General features: G+C 72.9%; 12 protein-coding genes. 3 read left to right on the forward strand and 9 right to left on the reverse strand.

Features of this window, described 5'->3' with window-relative positions; all coding sequences use genetic code 11:
• Positions 1–73 precede the first annotated feature (73 nt).
• Entirely contained in the window at positions 74–1,504 is a 1,431-nt protein-coding gene (gene xylB / locus ACIRPT_RS01875; protein ID WP_403820694.1) for a xylulokinase, read from the reverse strand.
• 132 nt (positions 1,505–1,636) lie between these two features.
• Between xylB and xylA the strand changes: the two genes are divergently transcribed.
• On the forward strand, positions 1,637–2,800 hold the full coding sequence (xylA, locus tag ACIRPT_RS01880) for a xylose isomerase (protein WP_403820697.1): 1,164 nt from the start codon (positions 1,637–1,639) through the stop codon (positions 2,798–2,800).
• Between the two features lie 18 nt (positions 2,801–2,818).
• On the opposite strand, the gene ACIRPT_RS01885 is transcribed toward xylA, so the two are convergent.
• Complete coding sequence (locus ACIRPT_RS01885) at positions 2,819–3,784, reverse strand: acetylxylan esterase (RefSeq protein ID WP_403820700.1); 966 nt, start codon at positions 3,782–3,784, stop codon at positions 2,819–2,821.
• 136 nt (positions 3,785–3,920) lie between these two features.
• Between ACIRPT_RS01885 and ACIRPT_RS01890 the strand changes: the two genes are divergently transcribed.
• Positions 3,921–4,745, forward strand: a complete 825-nt coding sequence (locus tag ACIRPT_RS01890; RefSeq protein ID WP_403820703.1) for a hypothetical protein — start codon at positions 3,921–3,923, stop codon at positions 4,743–4,745.
• Between the two features lie 112 nt (positions 4,746–4,857).
• Here the strand turns inward: ACIRPT_RS01890 and ACIRPT_RS01895 are convergent, their stop codons facing one another.
• The 7 genes from ACIRPT_RS01895 to ACIRPT_RS01925 all read right to left on the reverse strand — a co-directional run bounded on the left by ACIRPT_RS01895 (position 4,858) and on the right by ACIRPT_RS01925 (position 15,919).
• Positions 4,858–5,691, reverse strand: coding sequence for an amino acid ABC transporter ATP-binding protein (locus tag ACIRPT_RS01895; RefSeq protein ID WP_403820706.1), 834 nt, complete (start codon positions 5,689–5,691; stop codon positions 4,858–4,860).
• A 5-nt stretch (positions 5,692–5,696) separates the two neighbouring features.
• On the reverse strand, positions 5,697–6,482 hold the full coding sequence (locus tag ACIRPT_RS01900; RefSeq protein ID WP_403820709.1) for an amino acid ABC transporter permease: 786 nt from the start codon (positions 6,480–6,482) through the stop codon (positions 5,697–5,699).
• A gap of 11 nt (positions 6,483–6,493) precedes the next feature.
• A complete protein-coding gene (locus tag ACIRPT_RS01905) occupies positions 6,494–7,291 on the reverse strand; it encodes a basic amino acid ABC transporter substrate-binding protein (protein WP_403820711.1) in 798 nt (265 codons plus the stop codon).
• A 161-nt stretch (positions 7,292–7,452) separates the two neighbouring features.
• Positions 7,453–8,373 (reverse strand): homocysteine S-methyltransferase, encoded by a 921-nt coding sequence (mmuM, locus tag ACIRPT_RS01910; RefSeq protein ID WP_403820714.1) that lies wholly within the window; start codon positions 8,371–8,373, stop codon positions 7,453–7,455.
• A gap of 125 nt (positions 8,374–8,498) precedes the next feature.
• Positions 8,499–11,522: a glycoside hydrolase family 2 TIM barrel-domain containing protein gene (locus ACIRPT_RS01915; RefSeq protein ID WP_403820717.1), complete on the reverse strand. Its 3,024-nt coding sequence runs from the start codon at positions 11,520–11,522 to the stop codon at positions 8,499–8,501.
• A gap of 144 nt (positions 11,523–11,666) precedes the next feature.
• Positions 11,667–12,944, reverse strand: a complete 1,278-nt coding sequence (locus ACIRPT_RS01920; protein WP_403820720.1) for an SWF or SNF family helicase — start codon at positions 12,942–12,944, stop codon at positions 11,667–11,669.
• Positions 12,945–12,976: 32 nt separating this feature from the next.
• Positions 12,977–15,919, reverse strand: a complete 2,943-nt coding sequence (locus tag ACIRPT_RS01925; protein WP_403820723.1) for a DEAD/DEAH box helicase — start codon at positions 15,917–15,919, stop codon at positions 12,977–12,979.
• A gap of 148 nt (positions 15,920–16,067) precedes the next feature.
• Between ACIRPT_RS01925 and ACIRPT_RS01930 the strand changes: the two genes are divergently transcribed.
• Complete coding sequence (locus ACIRPT_RS01930) at positions 16,068–16,250, forward strand: hypothetical protein (RefSeq protein WP_403498165.1); 183 nt, start codon at positions 16,068–16,070, stop codon at positions 16,248–16,250.
• The last annotated feature ends 85 nt before the right edge of the window (positions 16,251–16,335 follow it).

Genomic DNA, 16,335 nt, shown 5'->3' on the forward strand with positions numbered 1-16,335 from the left:
GAAAGGCTCCTCAGGGGCGGATCAGGGGCGGATCGAGGGACGGCGGGGCGGGCGCGGGGAGGGGTGCAGGCCCTCAACCCCGCAGCAGATCTTCCCCGTCCGCCAAGGTCTTCGCCAGCCGCTCCAGCGTCGCCTCGTCCCGTTCCCGGGCCCCGTACGTCGCGCCCCGGGCCGTACCCCAGCGCCGGGCCACCGCCGCCGGGTCCTCGCCCAGCAGGAGCCCGGCCGCCTGAGCCGCCGCGCCGAGGGCCACCAGTTCCTGCGCCTCCGGTACCACCACGGGCCGGCCGGACAGCCGCCGTACGGTCTCCCGCCAGGCCGCGCCCCGCGCGCCGCCGCCGATGAGCAGCAGCGGCGCCTCCGGCGCGGCGTCCGCGTCCAGCACCTGGTCCAGGGCCCGCAGAAGCGCGAAAACCGCGCCGTCGTACGCGGCTTGGAGCACCTGGCCCGCAGTGGTGTCGTGCCGCAGCCCGTGCAGCAGGCCCGAGGCGGCCGGCAGGTTAGGGGTGCGTTCGCCGTCCAGGAAGGGCAGCAGCGTGGCGCCGCCACCGGGCTCGACGGCCTCCCGGTCGCGGCCGAGCAGCGCGGCGATCCGGTCCACGGCGAGCGTGCAGTTCAGGGTGCAGGCGAGCGGCAGCCAGTCGCCGCGCGCGTCGGCGAAGCCCGCGACGGTGCCGGTCGGGTCGGTGGGACGGTGCGTGGAGACCGCGTAGACCGTCCCGGAGGTGCCCAGGCTCAGCACCGGCCGGCCGGGGCGCAGGCCCAGGCCGAGTGCCGCCGCCATGTTGTCGCCCGTGCCCGCCGCCACCAGCGCGCCGTGCGGCAGCGGCAGGTCGTCGGTGTGGACCGTCCCGGCCGCCTCGCCGGGCGAGGCCACCCGGGGCAGCGCATCGGGGGACAGGCCGACGTGTGCCAGGATCTCCGCGTCGTACGACTCGGTGGCCGAGGCCCACCAGCCGGTCCCGGAGGCGTCCCCGCGGTCGGTGACGCCCTCGCCGGTCAGCCGCTGGGTGAGGTAGTCGTGTGGCAGCCGCACCGCGGCCGTGGCGGCCGCCGCCGCGGGGTCGTTCGCCCGTAGCCAGGCCCATTTGGCGACGGTGAACGCCGGTCCCGGCACGCTGCCGACCCGGTCCGCCCAGGCCTGCGCGCCGCCCAACTCCTCGATCAGCCGCTCGCTTTGCGGCGCGGGCCGTACGTCGTTCCACAGGATCGCCGGACGCACCGGCTCCCCGGCCGCGTCCAGCGCCACCAGGCCGTGCTGCTGGCCGCCGACGGACAGCGCGGAGGCCTGCCGCGCCGCGTCGCCGCACTGCCGCAGCGCCTCGCCCAGCGCCCGCCACCACTGCGCCGGGTCGGTCTCCTTGGCCGCACCGCCGCTGACGGTGTGCGGGGCATGGCCCCGGGCGACGACGGCTCCGGTCGCCGCGTCCACGACCAGTGTCTTGGTGGACTGTGTGGAGCTGTCCACGCCGACGACGAGCGGTCCGGCCGACTGTGCGCCCATCGTGCACTCTCCCTCAGCGGCTTGGTTCCAGGGCCCCGGCGTCCCAGGGGCTTCCCCGGCGTGCTGCCGCATATTAGTTTGGCCGCGGCGGAATTTGTAAAGCCCATTGACGAAATGACCGAGGGAGTCGCGATGAGCTACCGGCCCGTGCCCGAGGACAAGTTCAGTTTCGGCCTGTGGACCGTCGGCTGGCAGGGCCGCGACCCCTTCGGGGACGCCACCCGCCGCGCCCTGGACCCCGTCGAATCGGTCCACCGGCTCGCCGAGCTGGGCGCGTACGGCGTCACCTTCCACGACGACGACCTGATTCCGCACGGCTGCGACGCCATCGAGCGCGGGGCAGCGGTGAAGCGCTTCACCAAGGCCCTGGACGCCACCGGCCTGGTCGTTCCGATGGCCACCACCAACCTCTTCACCCACCCCGTCTTCAAGGACGGCGCCTTCACCGCCAACGACCGCGACATCCGCCGCTACGCCCTGCGCAAGACGCTCCGCAACATCGACCTCGCGGCCGAGCTGGGCGCGCACACCTACGTGGCGTGGGGCGGGCGCGAGGGCGCGGAGTCGGGCGCCGCCAAGGACGTACGGGCCGCGCTGGACCGGATGAAGGAGGGCTTCGACCTGCTCGGCCAGTACGTCCTCGAGCAGGGCTACGACCTGCGGTTCGCCATCGAGCCCAAGCCCAACGAGCCGCGCGGCGACATCCTGCTGCCCACCGTCGGCCACGCCCTGGCCTTCATCGAGCGCCTGGAGCGCCCCGAGCTCTACGGCGTCAACCCGGAGGTCGGGCACGAGCAGATGGCCGGGCTCAACTTCCCGCACGGCATCGCCCAGGCGCTGTGGGCGGGCAAGCTCTTCCACATCGACCTCAACGGCCAGAGCGGGATCAAGTACGACCAGGACCTCCGCTTCGGCGCGGGCGATCTGCGCTCCGCTTTCTGGCTCGTCGACCTTCTGGAGACGGCCGGGTACGACGGGCCGCGGCACTTCGACTTCAAGCCGCCGCGCACCGAGGACCTCGACGGCGTCTGGGCCTCGGCCGCCGGCTGCATGCGCAACTACCTGATCCTCAAGGAGCGCGCGGCGGCCTTCCGCGCCGACCCGGCCGTACAGGACGCGCTGCGCGCCGCCCGCCTCGACCGGCTGGCCCGGCCCACCGCCGAGGACGGCCTGGCCGGGCTGCTGGCGGACCGCAGCGCCTACGAGTCCTTCGACGCCGAGGCGGCTGCCGCGCGCGGTATGGCCTTCGAGCACCTGGACCAGCTGGCCCTCGACCATCTGCTCGGCGCCGCCTGAGCGTGCGGAACGGGGCGGTCAGCCGAACAGCTCGCGGACGAACGCCAGCTCCGCGACCCGCTGCTCCCCGCCGCCGCCCTCATGTCCGTTGAACCGCCACACCTTGAGCTCCTTCTCGCCCGCGTAGTGGTGGTACGCGGCGAAACCCGTGGACGGCGGAACGACCTCATCGCGCAGCGCCGTGCCGAAGAGCGCCGGGGCGCCGGCCCGGGCCGCGAAGTTGAGGCCGTCGAAGTGGTCCAGGGTGTTCAGGGCGGTGTCGATGTGCCCGCGCTCGCCCGCGAAGTAGCGGGCGAGCTCGCCGTAGGGGCCGGCGTCCGTGATCTCGAGCGCGCGCCGGATGTGCGTCAGGAACGGCACATCGATCAGCGCGCCCGCCAGGCCGGGCACCAGCCCCGTCATCGCCAGGGCGGTGGCGCCGCCCTGGCTGCCCCCGGAGACCACGATCCGGTCGGCGTCCACCGCGTCGTGCCCGCGCGCCGCCTCCACGGCCCGTACCGCATCGGTGAACAGCCGCCGGTAGTAGTAGTCGTCGGGGTCGAGCAGACCCTGGGTCATTTTGCCGGGTACGCCGGGATGGGGGGCGGCGACCGGATCGGGTGTACCGCCCGGGCGGTTGGGGCCGCTCTGCCCGCGGGAGTCCATGACCAGCGTGGCGTATCCGGCCGACGGCCACAGCAGCCAGTCGTGCGGCATCAGCCGGCCGCCGCCGTAGCCGAGATACTCCACCACGCACGGCAGCGGACCGGCGGCGTCCCGGGGGAGCAGGAACCAGCCGCGGATGCGGTGCCCGCCGAAGCCGGAGAACTCCACGTCGTGGGTGCGCAGCAGGGCGAGCCCGGCGTCCAGCTCGGTGAAGCGGGCGTCCAGGTCGTGGCGGCGTGCCTCCTTGAGGGTGCGCCGCCAGAATTCGTCGAAGCCGGGAGGTTCGGGCAGCGGCGGGCGGTAGTTGCGCAGCTCGTCCAGGGGCAGGTCGGTGAACACGGGTCTCCTCCGGGCCATAGGGTGACGTTGCCGGATGTCGGCACATGTGCCCATCGACCGGATGTTTCAGCCGCGGAATGTTCCAGGTTGGTCACCGTGTCGCCCAAAGCCCCGTAAAGAAGCGATCATTTCTTCCATGAGTTTTCCTCCGCCTCCGCCGAATCAGCCGCCGAACGACAACCCGGGGGGCTTCGGGCCACCCGCCGGTGGTGGCTATGGCCAGGGCGGTTACGGCCAGGGCGGTTACCCGCCGCCCGCCGCCCATCAGCCTCCCGGTGGCTACGGGCCGCCCGCGGGCGGCGGCTACGGTCCCGGCGGCCCGGCGGGCCCCGGCGGTTGGCAGCAGCCGCCCGGCCCGCCGCCCAGCGGCGGCGGCAACGGCAAGCTGATCGCGGCGATCATCGGCGGCGGCGCACTGGTGGTGGCCGCCGTCATCACCGTCGTCGTGATGAACAGCGGCGACGACAACAACAAGAACCGCGCTCAGCCCACCCACTCCAGCTCCAGCGCCACACCGTCCGAGTCCGCCTCCGCCACGCCGTCCGACGACCCCTCGTCGACGCCGACCGAGGAGGACTCGGCGAGCGCGACGCCGTCTCCCAGCGGGGACTCGCTCCCCTTCTTCCGGATGAAGGTGGGCGACTGCTTCAACGCGTCGGCGACCGACGCCGGCAACAACACGGCGGCCTCCTGCAACGGCCCGCACGACGGCGAGGTCGTCACCCTCCACCAGCTCCCGGGCTCCGGCTACAAGAGCGACGCCGACATCCAGACGAAGGCCTCCTCGCTCTGCCGGAACGACCTGGAGAGCAAGGCGCGCCGGCAGCCCTCCGGCACCGCCGAGGGCACCCTCGTCCAGTTCCCCAACATCCACGGCTACAAGATCGGCATCAAGACCGTCAGCTGCAGCCTCATGGGGAACCGCACCAACACCAAGAAGCTCACCAAGCCGCTCACCTGAGACGGGCGGGCGGCACCGCCGTCGGCACCCCGCCGTCCATGACGGACGGCCCTGCGCGTCGAAAGCGTCAGGGCCGTCGTCATGCCGCCGGCGAGCGAACCGCCGCGCGTCTTCAGCGGGCGAGCCGTTTGTCCGTCGCCCCGCCGTCCGCCGCCTCGCCCACCTCCGTCACCGCTGCCGGATCCAGCACCCGCGCCAGAAACGTCCTGGTCCGCTCGTGCCGGGGTGCGCCCACCACCTGTTCCGGAGTGCCCTCCTCGACGATCACCCCGCCGTCCATGAAGACCACCCGGTCGGCGACTTCCCGGGCGAAGCTCATCTCATGGGTGACGACCAGCATCGTCATGCCGTCCCGCGCCAGCGAGCGCATCACCGCCAGCACATCGCCGACCAGCTCCGGATCCAGCGCCGAGGTCGGCTCGTCGAAGAGCATCAGCTCCGGGTCCATCGACAGCGCACGGGCGATCGCCACCCGCTGCTGCTGACCGCCCGACAGCTGCGCCGGATGGGCCGCCGCCTTGTCGCTCAGCCCGACCCGTTCGAGGTTGGCCCGGGCGATCCGTTCCGCCTCGGCACGGTCGCGGCGCAGCACCCGCCGCTGCGCGATCGTCAGGTTCTCCAGCGCGGTCAGATGCGGAAAGAGGTGAAAGGCCTGGAAGACCATGCCGATCCGGCGCCGGACCAGATCGATGTCCACATCCGGATCGGTGACCTCGGCACCGGCCACCGTGATCCGGCCCGCGCTGGGCTCCTCCAGCAGGTTCACGCAGCGCAGCAGGGTCGACTTGCCGGACCCCGAGGGCCCGATGACGCACACCACTTCACCGCGCGCCACCGAGAAGTCGATGCCGCGCAGCACCTCCAGCTCGCCGAACGACTTGTGCAGGCCCTGGACGTCGATCGCCTTCGCGTCCTCGGACGCCGCCGCGGTCCTGTCCGTCCCCATACCGGTCACCTGGCCTTTGCCGTACGCGCTTCCAGCCGCCGGACCAGCTGGCCGAGCGGGAGGGTGATCACGAGGTAGAGCAGCCCGGCGATCAGGATCGGGGTCAGGCTCTTGTGTTCATTGAGGGCGTCCCGGCCGAAATTGGCCAGCTCGAACTGGCCCAGCGAGAGCCCCAGCAGATATACCAGCGAGGAATCCTTGGTCAGCAGGATCAGTTCATTGGTCAGCGGTGGCAGGACGATACGGAACGCCTGCGGAATAACGATCGAGACCATGGCCCGGCCGTGCGACATCCCCAGTGAACGTGCCGCCTCCGTCTGGCCCTTCGGCACGGCCTGAATTCCGGCCCGGATCGTCTCCGCCATATACGCGGCGCCCACCAGACCGAGCGACAGCATCACCGTGACATCCATGTCGAGCGCGACCTCGAATGCCAGCGGCACACCGAAGCCCAGCGCGATGAACACCAGCAGCGCCGGGATTCCGCGGAAGAACTCGATGTAGGAGACGGCGATCCAGCGGTACGGCGGCACCGACGACAGCCGCATCAGCGCCAGCACCAGACCGAGCGCAAGGCCGAACCCGAAGCCGAGCAGGGTGTAGCGGACGGTATTGAGCAGCGCCGTGGTGACGATGTCGGGGAACAGCGCCTTGGCGACCTCGACGTCGAAGAACGCCAGCCGCAGCTGGTGCCAGTCGGCGACCAGCGCGAGCGCCACCACGGCGACGACCAGCACGCCGTACTGCACGCCGCGGACGATCCGCGCGCGCCGTCGTTTGGAGAGCGGCATCGGGACCGGCCTCAGCTCTGCGGAGTGGTGCCGAACCACTTCTTGTAGATCCGGTCGTAACTCCCGTCGGATTTCGCCTTCTTGAGAACGGCGTTGATCTTCTTGCGCAGTGCGTCGTTTCCGGTGCGCACGCCGATGCCATAGTGCTCACCGGTGTTGAACTCCGCGGTGACCTCGGTGTCCGCGTTCTGCTTCACATAGTCGAAGAGCACGCCGTTGTCATTGATGCCGGCGTCGACCTGGCCGGACTTCACGGCGGTCAACAGCAGTCCCAGGTCCTCGAACTCCACCAGCTCCACGCCCTTGCCGTGCTTCTTGGCGTAGAGCCCGCCGGTGGTGGCCTTCTGATATCCGAGCTTCTTGCCCTTCAGGTCCTCGACCTTCTTGTAGGGCTTGCCCTGCTTCGTCAAAAGCGCCTGTGTGGCATTGAAATAGGGGTCGGAGAAATCCATCACCTTGTCGCGCGCGGGCGTGATCGTCATGCCGGCCGCGGCCAGGTCGCATTTGCGGACGGTGAAGTCCTGGCCGGTCTCGATGCCTTCGAACGGCGTATTGACGATCTCCTGCTTGATGCCCAGGTCCTTGGCGACCAGGTCCACCAGATCCACATCGAACCCGACGACCTTGCCGTCCTTCTTCACCTGGAACGGCGCGTAGGGAAGGTGGGTGCAGGTCTTGAGCGTCCCGGAGGAGACCAGCTCCAGGCCGCCGGACCCCTTCTTCCCGTCGGATTTGGTGCTGGTGCACCCCGCCAGGACGACGATGGCCGCGGTGGCGGCTATGACAGGCAACGCGGAGCGAGCGGACACCGGTCCTCCAGGGCGGGATGAAGATCAACCAAGCCGGACGTGCTGCGAGTTGGCCCGCATCCTGCCACCGGTCAGGGGCGCTGACACCGCCGCTTTCGGTTGCGTCTGTGTAACGCCTTCAACCCGCGTACCCGCCGGCGGTCCCTTTTCCCTCCGTCCGCTCAGCGGCCGAGGCAGGCCGCCACCTCGGTGATGACCTCCGGACCGACCCGGCAGCAGCCGCCGATGAGCCGGGCGCCCGCCGCGGCCCACCCGGCGACCCGGTCGGCATGGAAGGCCGGGCTGCCGTACCACGCCCGCGCCCCGGCGTCCCAACTCTCCCCGCTGTTGGGGTAGACCACCACCGGCTTGCCGGTGACGCGTGCCGCGAGCTCCACCGCACGGTCCGCATCCTCCGGCGCGCAGCAGTTCACCCCCACCGCGATCACCTCGTCCGCCTCCGCGGCCGCCGCGAAGGCCTCCGCCAGCGGCTGTCCGGCCCGCGTACGGTCGCCCGCCACGCTGTACGACAGATACGCCGGAACGCCCAGCCCGCGCACGGCCCGGAGCAGCGCACGGGCCTCTTCGGCGTCCGGCACCGTCTCCAGCGCCAGCACATCCGGCCGCGCCGCGGCCAGCACCTCCAGCCGCGGCCGGTGGAAACGCTCCAGCGCGTCCACCGACAGGCCGTAGCGGCCGCGGTATTCGGACCCGTCCGCCAGCATCGCCCCGTAGGGACCCGCCGACGCCGCGACATACAGCGGCCCGGCGATCCCGCCCGCCTCCGCATGCCCCGCCGCCTCGCGGGCCAGCTCCACGCTCCGCCCGATCAGCTCGGCGGCCCGCGCGGCCCCGGTGCCGCGCCGCGCGAAGCCCTCGAACGTCGCCTGATAGCTGGCGGTGATCGCGACCCGCGCCCCCGCCTCGTAGTACGCCAGATGCGCCCGTACGAGCGCCTCCGGGTCCTCGGCGAGCAGCCGGGCCGACCACAGCGCATCGCTGAGGTCGTGTCCGGCGGACTCCAGCTGATTGGACAGCCCGCCGTCCAGTACGAGCGGCCCCGCGGCGAGGGCGTCGGTGAACGACGGGGACGTGCTGACCATGGTGCGGTGCCTTTCGGTGCTGCCTGATGTGCCGCTGTCCTGGCGGCGCCCGTTGCGGCCACTTCGGCCGCTTCTCCTGGCCGTTGCCCGGCCTCTCCTGGGATCGTAACGCCGCTCGCGCGGCCTCAGCCCAGCGACGAGAACACGAAGGAGAACCGCGCCGGCGCCACCTCCAGCCCGTGCTGCGGCAGCACGCCCGGCCCGCACGACTTGCTGCCGATGCCGTGGTGCGCATGGTCGAGATGCAGCCACAGCCGGTCGCCCGGCGTGAGATCGGTGGTGTGCCGGGCCGCGGTCAGCTCCTCCACCGGCCAGGGGCGGGCGGTGAAGGAGAAATGCGGGTCGCCCTCGATCCGCAGGCCCGCGCCGTTGCTGCCGGTCAGTTGGGCCCAGCGCACATCGGGCCGCGCGCCGTTCTCCTGTGGCCGGACGTACGGCGTCTGCAGCGCGTCCACCGGCATCGACCAGCGGCCCACCCGCGCCGCGGCCAGGGTGTCGGGATAGCCCTCGCCGGGCCCGCCGCCGAACCACTCCGCCTGCCGCAGGATCCCGCACACCGCCATCCCCACCCCGAGCCGCGGCAGCGGGCAGGGCCAGTCGCCCTCCGGGTCGACGGCCACCTCCAGGCGCAGCAGATCCTGTGTGGCCGTCCAGCGGTAGACGGTGCGCAGCGCCAGTTCCGTGGCGGCCGGGGCCACCCGGCTGCGCACCACCAGGGCGTCGGGCCCGGCCTCGACGGCGTCGGTGCGATGCCGCATCCGGTGCAGCCCGATCCGCCGCCACTCGGCGGCCGGGTGCGGCCCCGGATGCCAGGCCGCGCCCTCGTCGTTGTCGGTCGGCGCTCGCCACACTTCCAGGCGCGGGCCGCTGAGCTGCACGCCGTCCAGATAGCGGAGCGTGCCGGTGGTGGCGTCGAAGGTCCCCGGGCCGAAGACGATCAGATTGCCCTCGCCGCGGCGGGGGGCCGCGCGTACCCGGTCGGCCGGCGGGAGGGCGGCCCGCGGGAGTACGGGGGCGGGCAGCTGGCCCCAGGCGACCTCGTGGCCGGTGTCCGCCCAGGGGGTGTCCTCGGCGAGGACCGCCTGGACCGTCCACCAGGCCTCCCCGGTGTCGTCGTCCGCCACCGGCGGCGCCGACAGCTCGACCTCGGCCGACTCGCCGGGCGCCAGCGGCGGCACCTCGAGCCGGCCGTGGCCGCGCCCTTCGCCCGCCACCTCGTACCGCCAGCGGAACGCGAGATGTCCGAGCCCGGCGAAGTCGTGGAGATTGGTGATCCGGACCCGGCCCGCCCCGCCGCGGCCGCCCGGCACCCCCTCGATCCGTACCGGCTCGATGACCTTCTTGAACTCCACCAGGCCGGGGGAGGGAATCCGGTCGGGAAAGACCAGCCCGTCGCAGACGAAGTTGCCGTCGTGCAGCTCCTCGCCGAAGTCGCCGCCGTAGGCGTGGAATACCTCGCCGTCGGGCGTCAGCTGCCGCAGCCCGTGGTCGATCCACTCCCAGACGAACCCGCCCTGACAGCGCTCATACCTCTCGAACAGCCGCTGATACTCGCTCAGCCCGCCCGGACCATTGCCCATCGCATGCGCGTACTCGCAGAGGATGAAGGGGAGTTGGCGGCGGCGCGCGTCCAGCGCGGGGTCGGGCAGCGGCTCCTCGGCACGCCGTCCGATGCGTTCCACCTCGGCATGATCGGCGTACATCCGGGAGTAGACATCGGTATCGGCGCAGCTGCGGTCGCCCTCGTAGTGCAGCGGCCGGGACGGGTCGCGCTCCCGCATCCAGTCGGCCATCGCGGACAGCCCGCGGCCCGTGCCGCACTCATTGCCCAGCGACCACAGGACGATGGCGGGGTGGTTCTTGTCCCGCTCGACCATCCGACGGGCGCGGTCCAGCAGCGCCGGCCGCCAGCGCTCGTCGTCGACCGGATTGTCCCGCCAGCCCTGCTGGGCGAAACCGTGGGTCTCCAGATCGCATTCGTCGATGACCCACAGGCCCAGTTCGTCGCAGAGGTCGAGGAAGGCGGGGTGCGGGGGGTAGTGGCTGGTGCGGACCGCGTTGATGTTGTGCCGCTTCATCAGCACCAGATCGCGGCGCATCGCCTCCGGGCCCATGGTCCGCCCGTAGCGTGGATGGAACTCATGGCGGTTGACGCCCCGCAGCAGGATGCGGCGGCCGTTGACCTTCAGCAGGCCGTCCTCGACACGGACGGTACGGAAGCCGATCCGCAGCGGGATCCGCTCGCCCGGGGTGACCAGCTCGCCGTCGTAGAGATGCGGCCGCTCGGCGGTCCAGGGGTGCACCGGCACCGTCGCGCTCTCCCCGGTCGCCAGGTCGAGCCCGAGCTGCGGGACGATCACCCGGCCGGCGGGCGCGCACTCCACGCGGAGCGTGCCCTCGCCCGTTTCATGATCGAAATCGGCGTGCACGAAGTGGTCGGTGACCGAGCCCTGAGGGCGGCGGTGCACCGAAACGTTCCGGAAGATGCCGGGCAGCCACCACTGGTCCTGGTCCTCCAGATAGCTGCCCGATGACCACTGATGGACCCGCACCGCCAGGACGTTGCGGCGCGGCCGCAGCAGAGGCCCGACCTCGAACTCGTGCGGCAGCCGGCTGCCCTTGAAATGCCCCAGCTCCTGCCCGTTGAGCCACACCCGGGCGCAGGACTCCACCCCGCCGAAGTGCAGCACCGCCGGACCCTCGCCCCACCCCTCGGGCAGATCGAAGACATGGCGGTGGTCGCCGGTCGGATTCTCGTCCGGTACCCGCGGGGGATCGACCGGAAAGGGGTAGGCGGTGTTGGTGTACGCGGGCGCGCCGAAGCCCTTGAGCGCCCAGGTGCCGGGCACCCGCAGATCCTGCCACTGGGCATCGTCGAAGTCCGGCCGGGCGAACGAGTCGTCCTCGGCGCCGGCGGTCGCCGACAGCCGGAACCGCCAGGTGCCGTGCAACGAGATCCGGGCGGCATCCGACTGCGCGTACCAGGCGCGCGGCGGCAGCGCCCCGCTACCGGGTGAGCGGTCTTCGTAGTACGGGGGGAGGTGGTCCTCGCGTCCGGGGCGGTGCGGTGCGCGGTCCGTCGTGTCGGCGGTCCCTGGCGGCTGTCCGTGCGGCGTCTGCTGCGGCGCGTGCTGCGAAGTACCGGTCACTGGTCCTCCTGCTGCGGGCGACTTGCCTGGCGGTGGGGGATCGGTTCAGCGAATCACGACCGGCAGCACGGCGCAGCCGGATGGGGCGGATTGGGCCAGGCGGGTCCGGCGACGGGCCGCCCGGCGGCCCGCCCCGGCCCGCCCTCAACGCTCCGTCGGCAACCCCGCCAGCGCGCCCGCCGGATCGTCCGTGGCCGGACCCGCGGGCACCCACTGCCCGTCTTCCTTGCGATACGGCCACCAGCGGCCGTCCCGCCCGTAGCGCAGCTGGGCGCCGCCGCCGACCACCGTCCAGCGGTTGCGGGTGGCCCGCAGCCGAGGCCGGGCCTCGCCGTCCTCCCAGGCGGCCGCGAGCCGGTCGGTCGCCCGTGCCAGTGCCTCCGGCTCCGGCGACCACTCCTCCTCCAGGACCGCGAGCCCGGCCGTACCACCCAGCCGCCAGGCCCGTACGGCGAGCGCCAGACCCCGCGCGCCGCGCCCCGAACCGGCGGCCAGGCGCGCGGATATCTGCTCCCCGGGAGCGGCCGCAGCCAGTCGCACCGCATCCTGGGCGGGCGACAGCGCGGGCGCCGGCGGGCTGTCCGGGTGCCAGGTGGCGAGCGCCTCCGCCAGCAGCCGCTGGGCGCGCGCCGCCGCGTCAGCTATCAGGAACTCCAGGGCGGCCACGTCCACTCCGGGCGCGGGCGGGGTGCCGCCGCCGAGGACCGGCGCGCGGCCCGGCGTCTCGACGGCCGGTGGCGGCGCGGGCAGCGGCGGCAGAATGTCGCGCGCCGCATACGCCTCGGCGGCCGACACCCCCATGACGGGCCGGGCCTCCCCGGCCGCCGGCGTCTCGGCCCGCGACGCGCTGCGCGCCTGCAGCTCCTCCAACAGCTCCCGCTCTCCCCGGCCACGCAACAGCAGCAGTACGAAAGGGTCCTGGTCCAGCAACCGCGCCACCTGATAGCACAGCGCGGCCGAATGAGCGCAGTGATCCCACGCCCCGCAGCTGCACTCCGACTCCAAGTCGCCTATGCCCGGCAGGAGTTCGATGCCCGCGGCGGACGCGTCCTCGACCAGGACCGGGGGCATGTCTCGGTCCAGCAGCGCCGCGATGTGTCCGGCCCGGTCGGCGACCATGTCCAGGAAGCGGTCCCAGTCCGCCGGGCTCAACCGCTCCAGCAGCACATCGGAACGATGCCGGGTGTGGTCGCGGTCCTGAACGACGGCCGTGATCCGGCCGGGCCGCACCGAGACCGCACCGACCGCACCGGCGCGCGCATGCTGCCTGCCCAGCTTCAGCTGCGCGCCGTCCAGCGCGGTGTCCTCCAGCGCCTTGAGCCACGCCTGCCCCCACCAACTCCGCGCGAAGGCCTCGCTGCGCGCCGCCGGGAGCGCCGCGAAGGTCCGCTCGGGCCCGTACGTCTCTCCGGGAGTGTTCATCCCGCCCCGCCTCTCCCTCTCTCCCGGTGTGCTCATCGCTCGCTCCCCCGCAAGGTGACCAGGTCCGCCAGCTCGGCGTCGGTGAGCTCGGTCAGCGCCGCCTCGCCCGACCCCAGCACCGCATCCGCCAACTGCTGCTTACGGGAGAGCATCTCGGCGATCCGGTCCTCGATCGTGCCCTCCGTGATCATCCGGTGGACCTGCACCGGCTGGGTCTGCCCGATGCGGTAGGCGCGGTCGGTGGCCTGCGCTTCGACGGCCGGATTCCACCACCGGTCGAAGTGCACCACATGCGAGGCCCGGGTGAGATTCAGGCCCGTACCGGCCGCCTTCAGCGACAGCAGGAATACCGGCGCTGCACCTTCCTGGAACCGCCGCACCATCTCCTCGCGCCGCGCGACCGGCGTCCCGCCGTGCAGGAACTGGGTGGGCACCCCACGGGCCGCCAGATGCCGCTCCAGCAGCCGGGCCATCTGCACATACTGCGTGAACACCAGCACGCTCGCACCCTCCGCGAGGAGGGTGTCCAGCAGCTCGTCCAGCAGCTCCACCTTCCCTGAACGTCCGGCGATCCGTGGCGAGTTCCCGGCCGGCCCGCCGTCTTCCTGCGCTTCCTTCAGATACTGCGCGGGGTGGTTGCAGATCTGCTTGAGCGAGGTGAGCAGCTTGACCACCAGCCCCCGCCGCGCGAACCCGTCCGTCCCGGCGATATCGCTGAGCCCCTCGCGCACCACGGCCTCGTACAGCCCGGCCTGCTCCTTGGTCAGCGCCACCGCCCGGTCCGTCTCCGTCTTGGGCGGCAGCTCGGGGGCGATCCCCGGATCGGACTTGCGGCGGCGCAGCAGGAACGGCCGCACCAGGCGGGCCAGCCGCTCGGCCGCCGGTCCCGCCTCGGCGGACGCCGCGGGCCCGCCCTCGATGACCTGCGCATAGCGCGTACGGAACCGGCCCAGGGGCCCCAGCAGCCCGGGGGTCGTCCAGTCCAGGATCGCCCACAGCTCCGACAGGTTGTTCTCCACCGGGGTGCCGGTCAGCGCGACCCGGGCCTTGGCGGGGAGGGTGCGCAGCGCCTTGGCGGTCGCGGAGAACGGATTCTTGATGTGCTGCGCCTCGTCGGCCACGACCAGACCCCAGCCCGCCTCCGCCAGCCTCCCGGCATCGAGCCGCATCGTGCCGTAGGTGGTGAGCACGAACTCGCCGTCGGCCAGGTCCGACAGGCTGCGCCGCGCGGCATGGAAGCGGCGCACGGGCGTGCCCGGCGCGAACCTCTCGATCTCCCGTTGCCAGTTGCCCATGAGGGAGGTGGGGCACACCACGAGCGTGGGGCCCGCCGAGGCGGGATGGGTCTGCCGTTGCAGATGGAGCGAGATGAGGGTGATGGTCTTGCCCAGCCCCATGTCGTCGGCGAGGGTGCAGCCCAGCCCCAGCGAGGTCATCCGGTGCAGCCAGCCGAGCCCGCGCAGCTGGTAGTCGCGCAGCGTCGCGGCGAGCGCGGCGGGCTGCTCGAGCGGCGTGGCCTCCGCGCGCTCCGGATCGGCGATCCGGTCGCGCAGCTCGGCCAACCAGCCGGACGCCGCGACGCTCACCCGCCGGCCGTGGTCGTCCTCCGTGGTCCCGGTGAGCGCGGCGCCGAGCGCGTCCAGCGGCGTGACCTTGCGGTCCTGGTGGTCGCGGGCGGCGCGCACCGCCTCCGGGTCGATCAGCACCCACTGGTCGCGCAGCCGTACCAGCGGCCGGCCGGCCTCCGCGAGCCGCTCCAGCTCCGCCTTGTCGATCTCCTGGCCGCCCACCGCGAAACGCCAGCTGAACGAGAGCAGCGCGTCGGCGGACAGCAACGAGGGCAGCCCGGACGCGGTCCCGTCCATGCCTGATGGGGCCCCGTCCACGGAGTCGGGCGGTCCCACCACCGCCCGGCCGGTCAGCTCCCGCGCCAGATCCTTGGGCCAGTGGACCCGTACACCGGCTGCGGCCAGCGCGCGTCCGGCCGGGCCGAGCAGCTCGGCGACCTCGTCGTCGGCCAGCGGCAGCGCGTCCGGGACCGCAGCGGACAGCAGCGGGGTGAGCGGCGACCAGGTGCCGGCCGCCCGCCGGAGCGTGAGCAGGGTGTCCATCCGGGCCCGCGGCCCGAACGCCTGCCCCGCCGAGGACGCACCGGCCCAGACCTCGGCGGCGTCCGCCACCAGCGTCGGATCGGTCAGGCTGTGCAGCTGGAGAACGCCGGTGAAGGCCGGCCGGTCCGCCGTGTCCATCCCGTGCACCTCCACCCGGAGCGAGAGCCGCACGCCCGCGTCATGGCCCGCCGCGACGTCCGCGGCCCAGGCGCGCTGCTCGGGGATGTGCTGCGGTGCGGGGGCCGCGAAGGCCGGCCCGGCGGCGGCCGACACCGCTGCGGGGGCGCGCGGCAGGCCGTCGGCGACCGCGTCCAGGAAAGCCCGCAGGTGACGCTCCGGCTCGGGCAGTTCGAGCGGGTCGGTGTCCGGGAGGGGCGAGGCGTGCGCGTACGGCGGCATGGCGGCGGCGAGGTCGCGCAGCCGCTCGATGTCGGCCGGGTCCAGCGGGCCCAGCCGCCAGGCGTCGTAGTCGGCGGCGCTCAGTCCGGGCAGCAGCCGGCCGCGGGCGGCGAGCTGCAGCGCCAGCACACAGGCGGCACCCCAGAAGGCGGCGGCCGGGTCGGCGCCGCGGGTGGCACGGGCACGGGTCAGAACGGGCATCGCCGCGGCCACGGGCAGGATCACGGCGGGGACGGCGGCCACGTACACCTCGCCATCGGCGTCCGGGAGGGCGAGGGAGAGCTCTTCCAGCGTCGCTCCGTTGCTGTCGCCGTAGCTGTCGCTGTCGGCGGCCGCGATGGGCTCGCCGTCGGGCCGCCAGAACGCGACCCGTCCGGCGCGGGGCGGGTCGCCGGGCAGGAAGACCGCCGCGCAGCGGGCGAGCTCGGTGAGATGCGCGGCCGGGACCGCGGGGAGGAATGCCACTGGCCCGAGAACTCCTCAAGTTTGACTACTGGCGCCTGGAGCGCCCGAGAGTACAGGACCGAATGGCATTCGATGGAACCTGCGAAGCGGATCCGGCGTTCAATGGAATACACAGAGCGCGGCGCGGGCCGCGGAAGGGGCGTGAAGGATGTCCACACAGGCGAAGGTCGCGGTCGGCGGCATCGCGGTGGGAGTGATTCTGCTGTGGCTGCTGCCCTTCTGGGCGGCCCTCTTGGTCATGATCGGGGTGCCGGCCGTCGCCTATCTGACGCTCGATTCCTCGCAGCGGCGCCGGCTGCGCCGGGTCACCCGCAAGGAAATAGGGCGCTGAGGGACGGGGCCGGGGCGCGGCGGCCCGGACGAGGCCGGCGAGGCCTCGCGCCGGTGCCGGCCACCGCCCCGGGCCCCTCGGCCGC

This window comes from Streptomyces sp. NPDC101227, from assembly GCF_044767545.1.
GTDB lineage: Bacteria > Actinomycetota > Actinomycetes > Streptomycetales > Streptomycetaceae > Streptomyces.

Bases quoted from the DNA above. Each gene is read 5' to 3' on its own strand.
- xylB (WP_403820694.1), bottom strand. From the start codon at position 1,504: ATGGGCGCACAGTCGGCCGGACCGCTCGTCGTCGGCGTGGACAGCTCC.
- xylA (WP_403820697.1), top strand. From the start codon at position 1,637: ATGAGCTACCGGCCCGTGCCCGAGGACAAGTTCAGTTTCGGCCTGTGG.
- ACIRPT_RS01890 (WP_403820703.1), top strand. From the start codon at position 3,921: ATGAGTTTTCCTCCGCCTCCGCCGAATCAGCCGCCGAACGACAACCCG.
- ACIRPT_RS01895 (WP_403820706.1), bottom strand. From the start codon at position 5,691: ATGGGGACGGACAGGACCGCGGCGGCGTCCGAGGACGCGAAGGCGATC.
- ACIRPT_RS01900 (WP_403820709.1), bottom strand. From the start codon at position 6,482: ATGCCGCTCTCCAAACGACGGCGCGCGCGGATCGTCCGCGGCGTGCAG.
- mmuM (WP_403820714.1), bottom strand. From the start codon at position 8,373: ATGGTCAGCACGTCCCCGTCGTTCACCGACGCCCTCGCCGCGGGGCCG.
- ACIRPT_RS01920 (WP_403820720.1), bottom strand. From the start codon at position 12,944: ATGAACACTCCCGGAGAGACGTACGGGCCCGAGCGGACCTTCGCGGCG.
- ACIRPT_RS01930 (WP_403498165.1), top strand. From the start codon at position 16,068: ATGTCCACACAGGCGAAGGTCGCGGTCGGCGGCATCGCGGTGGGAGTG.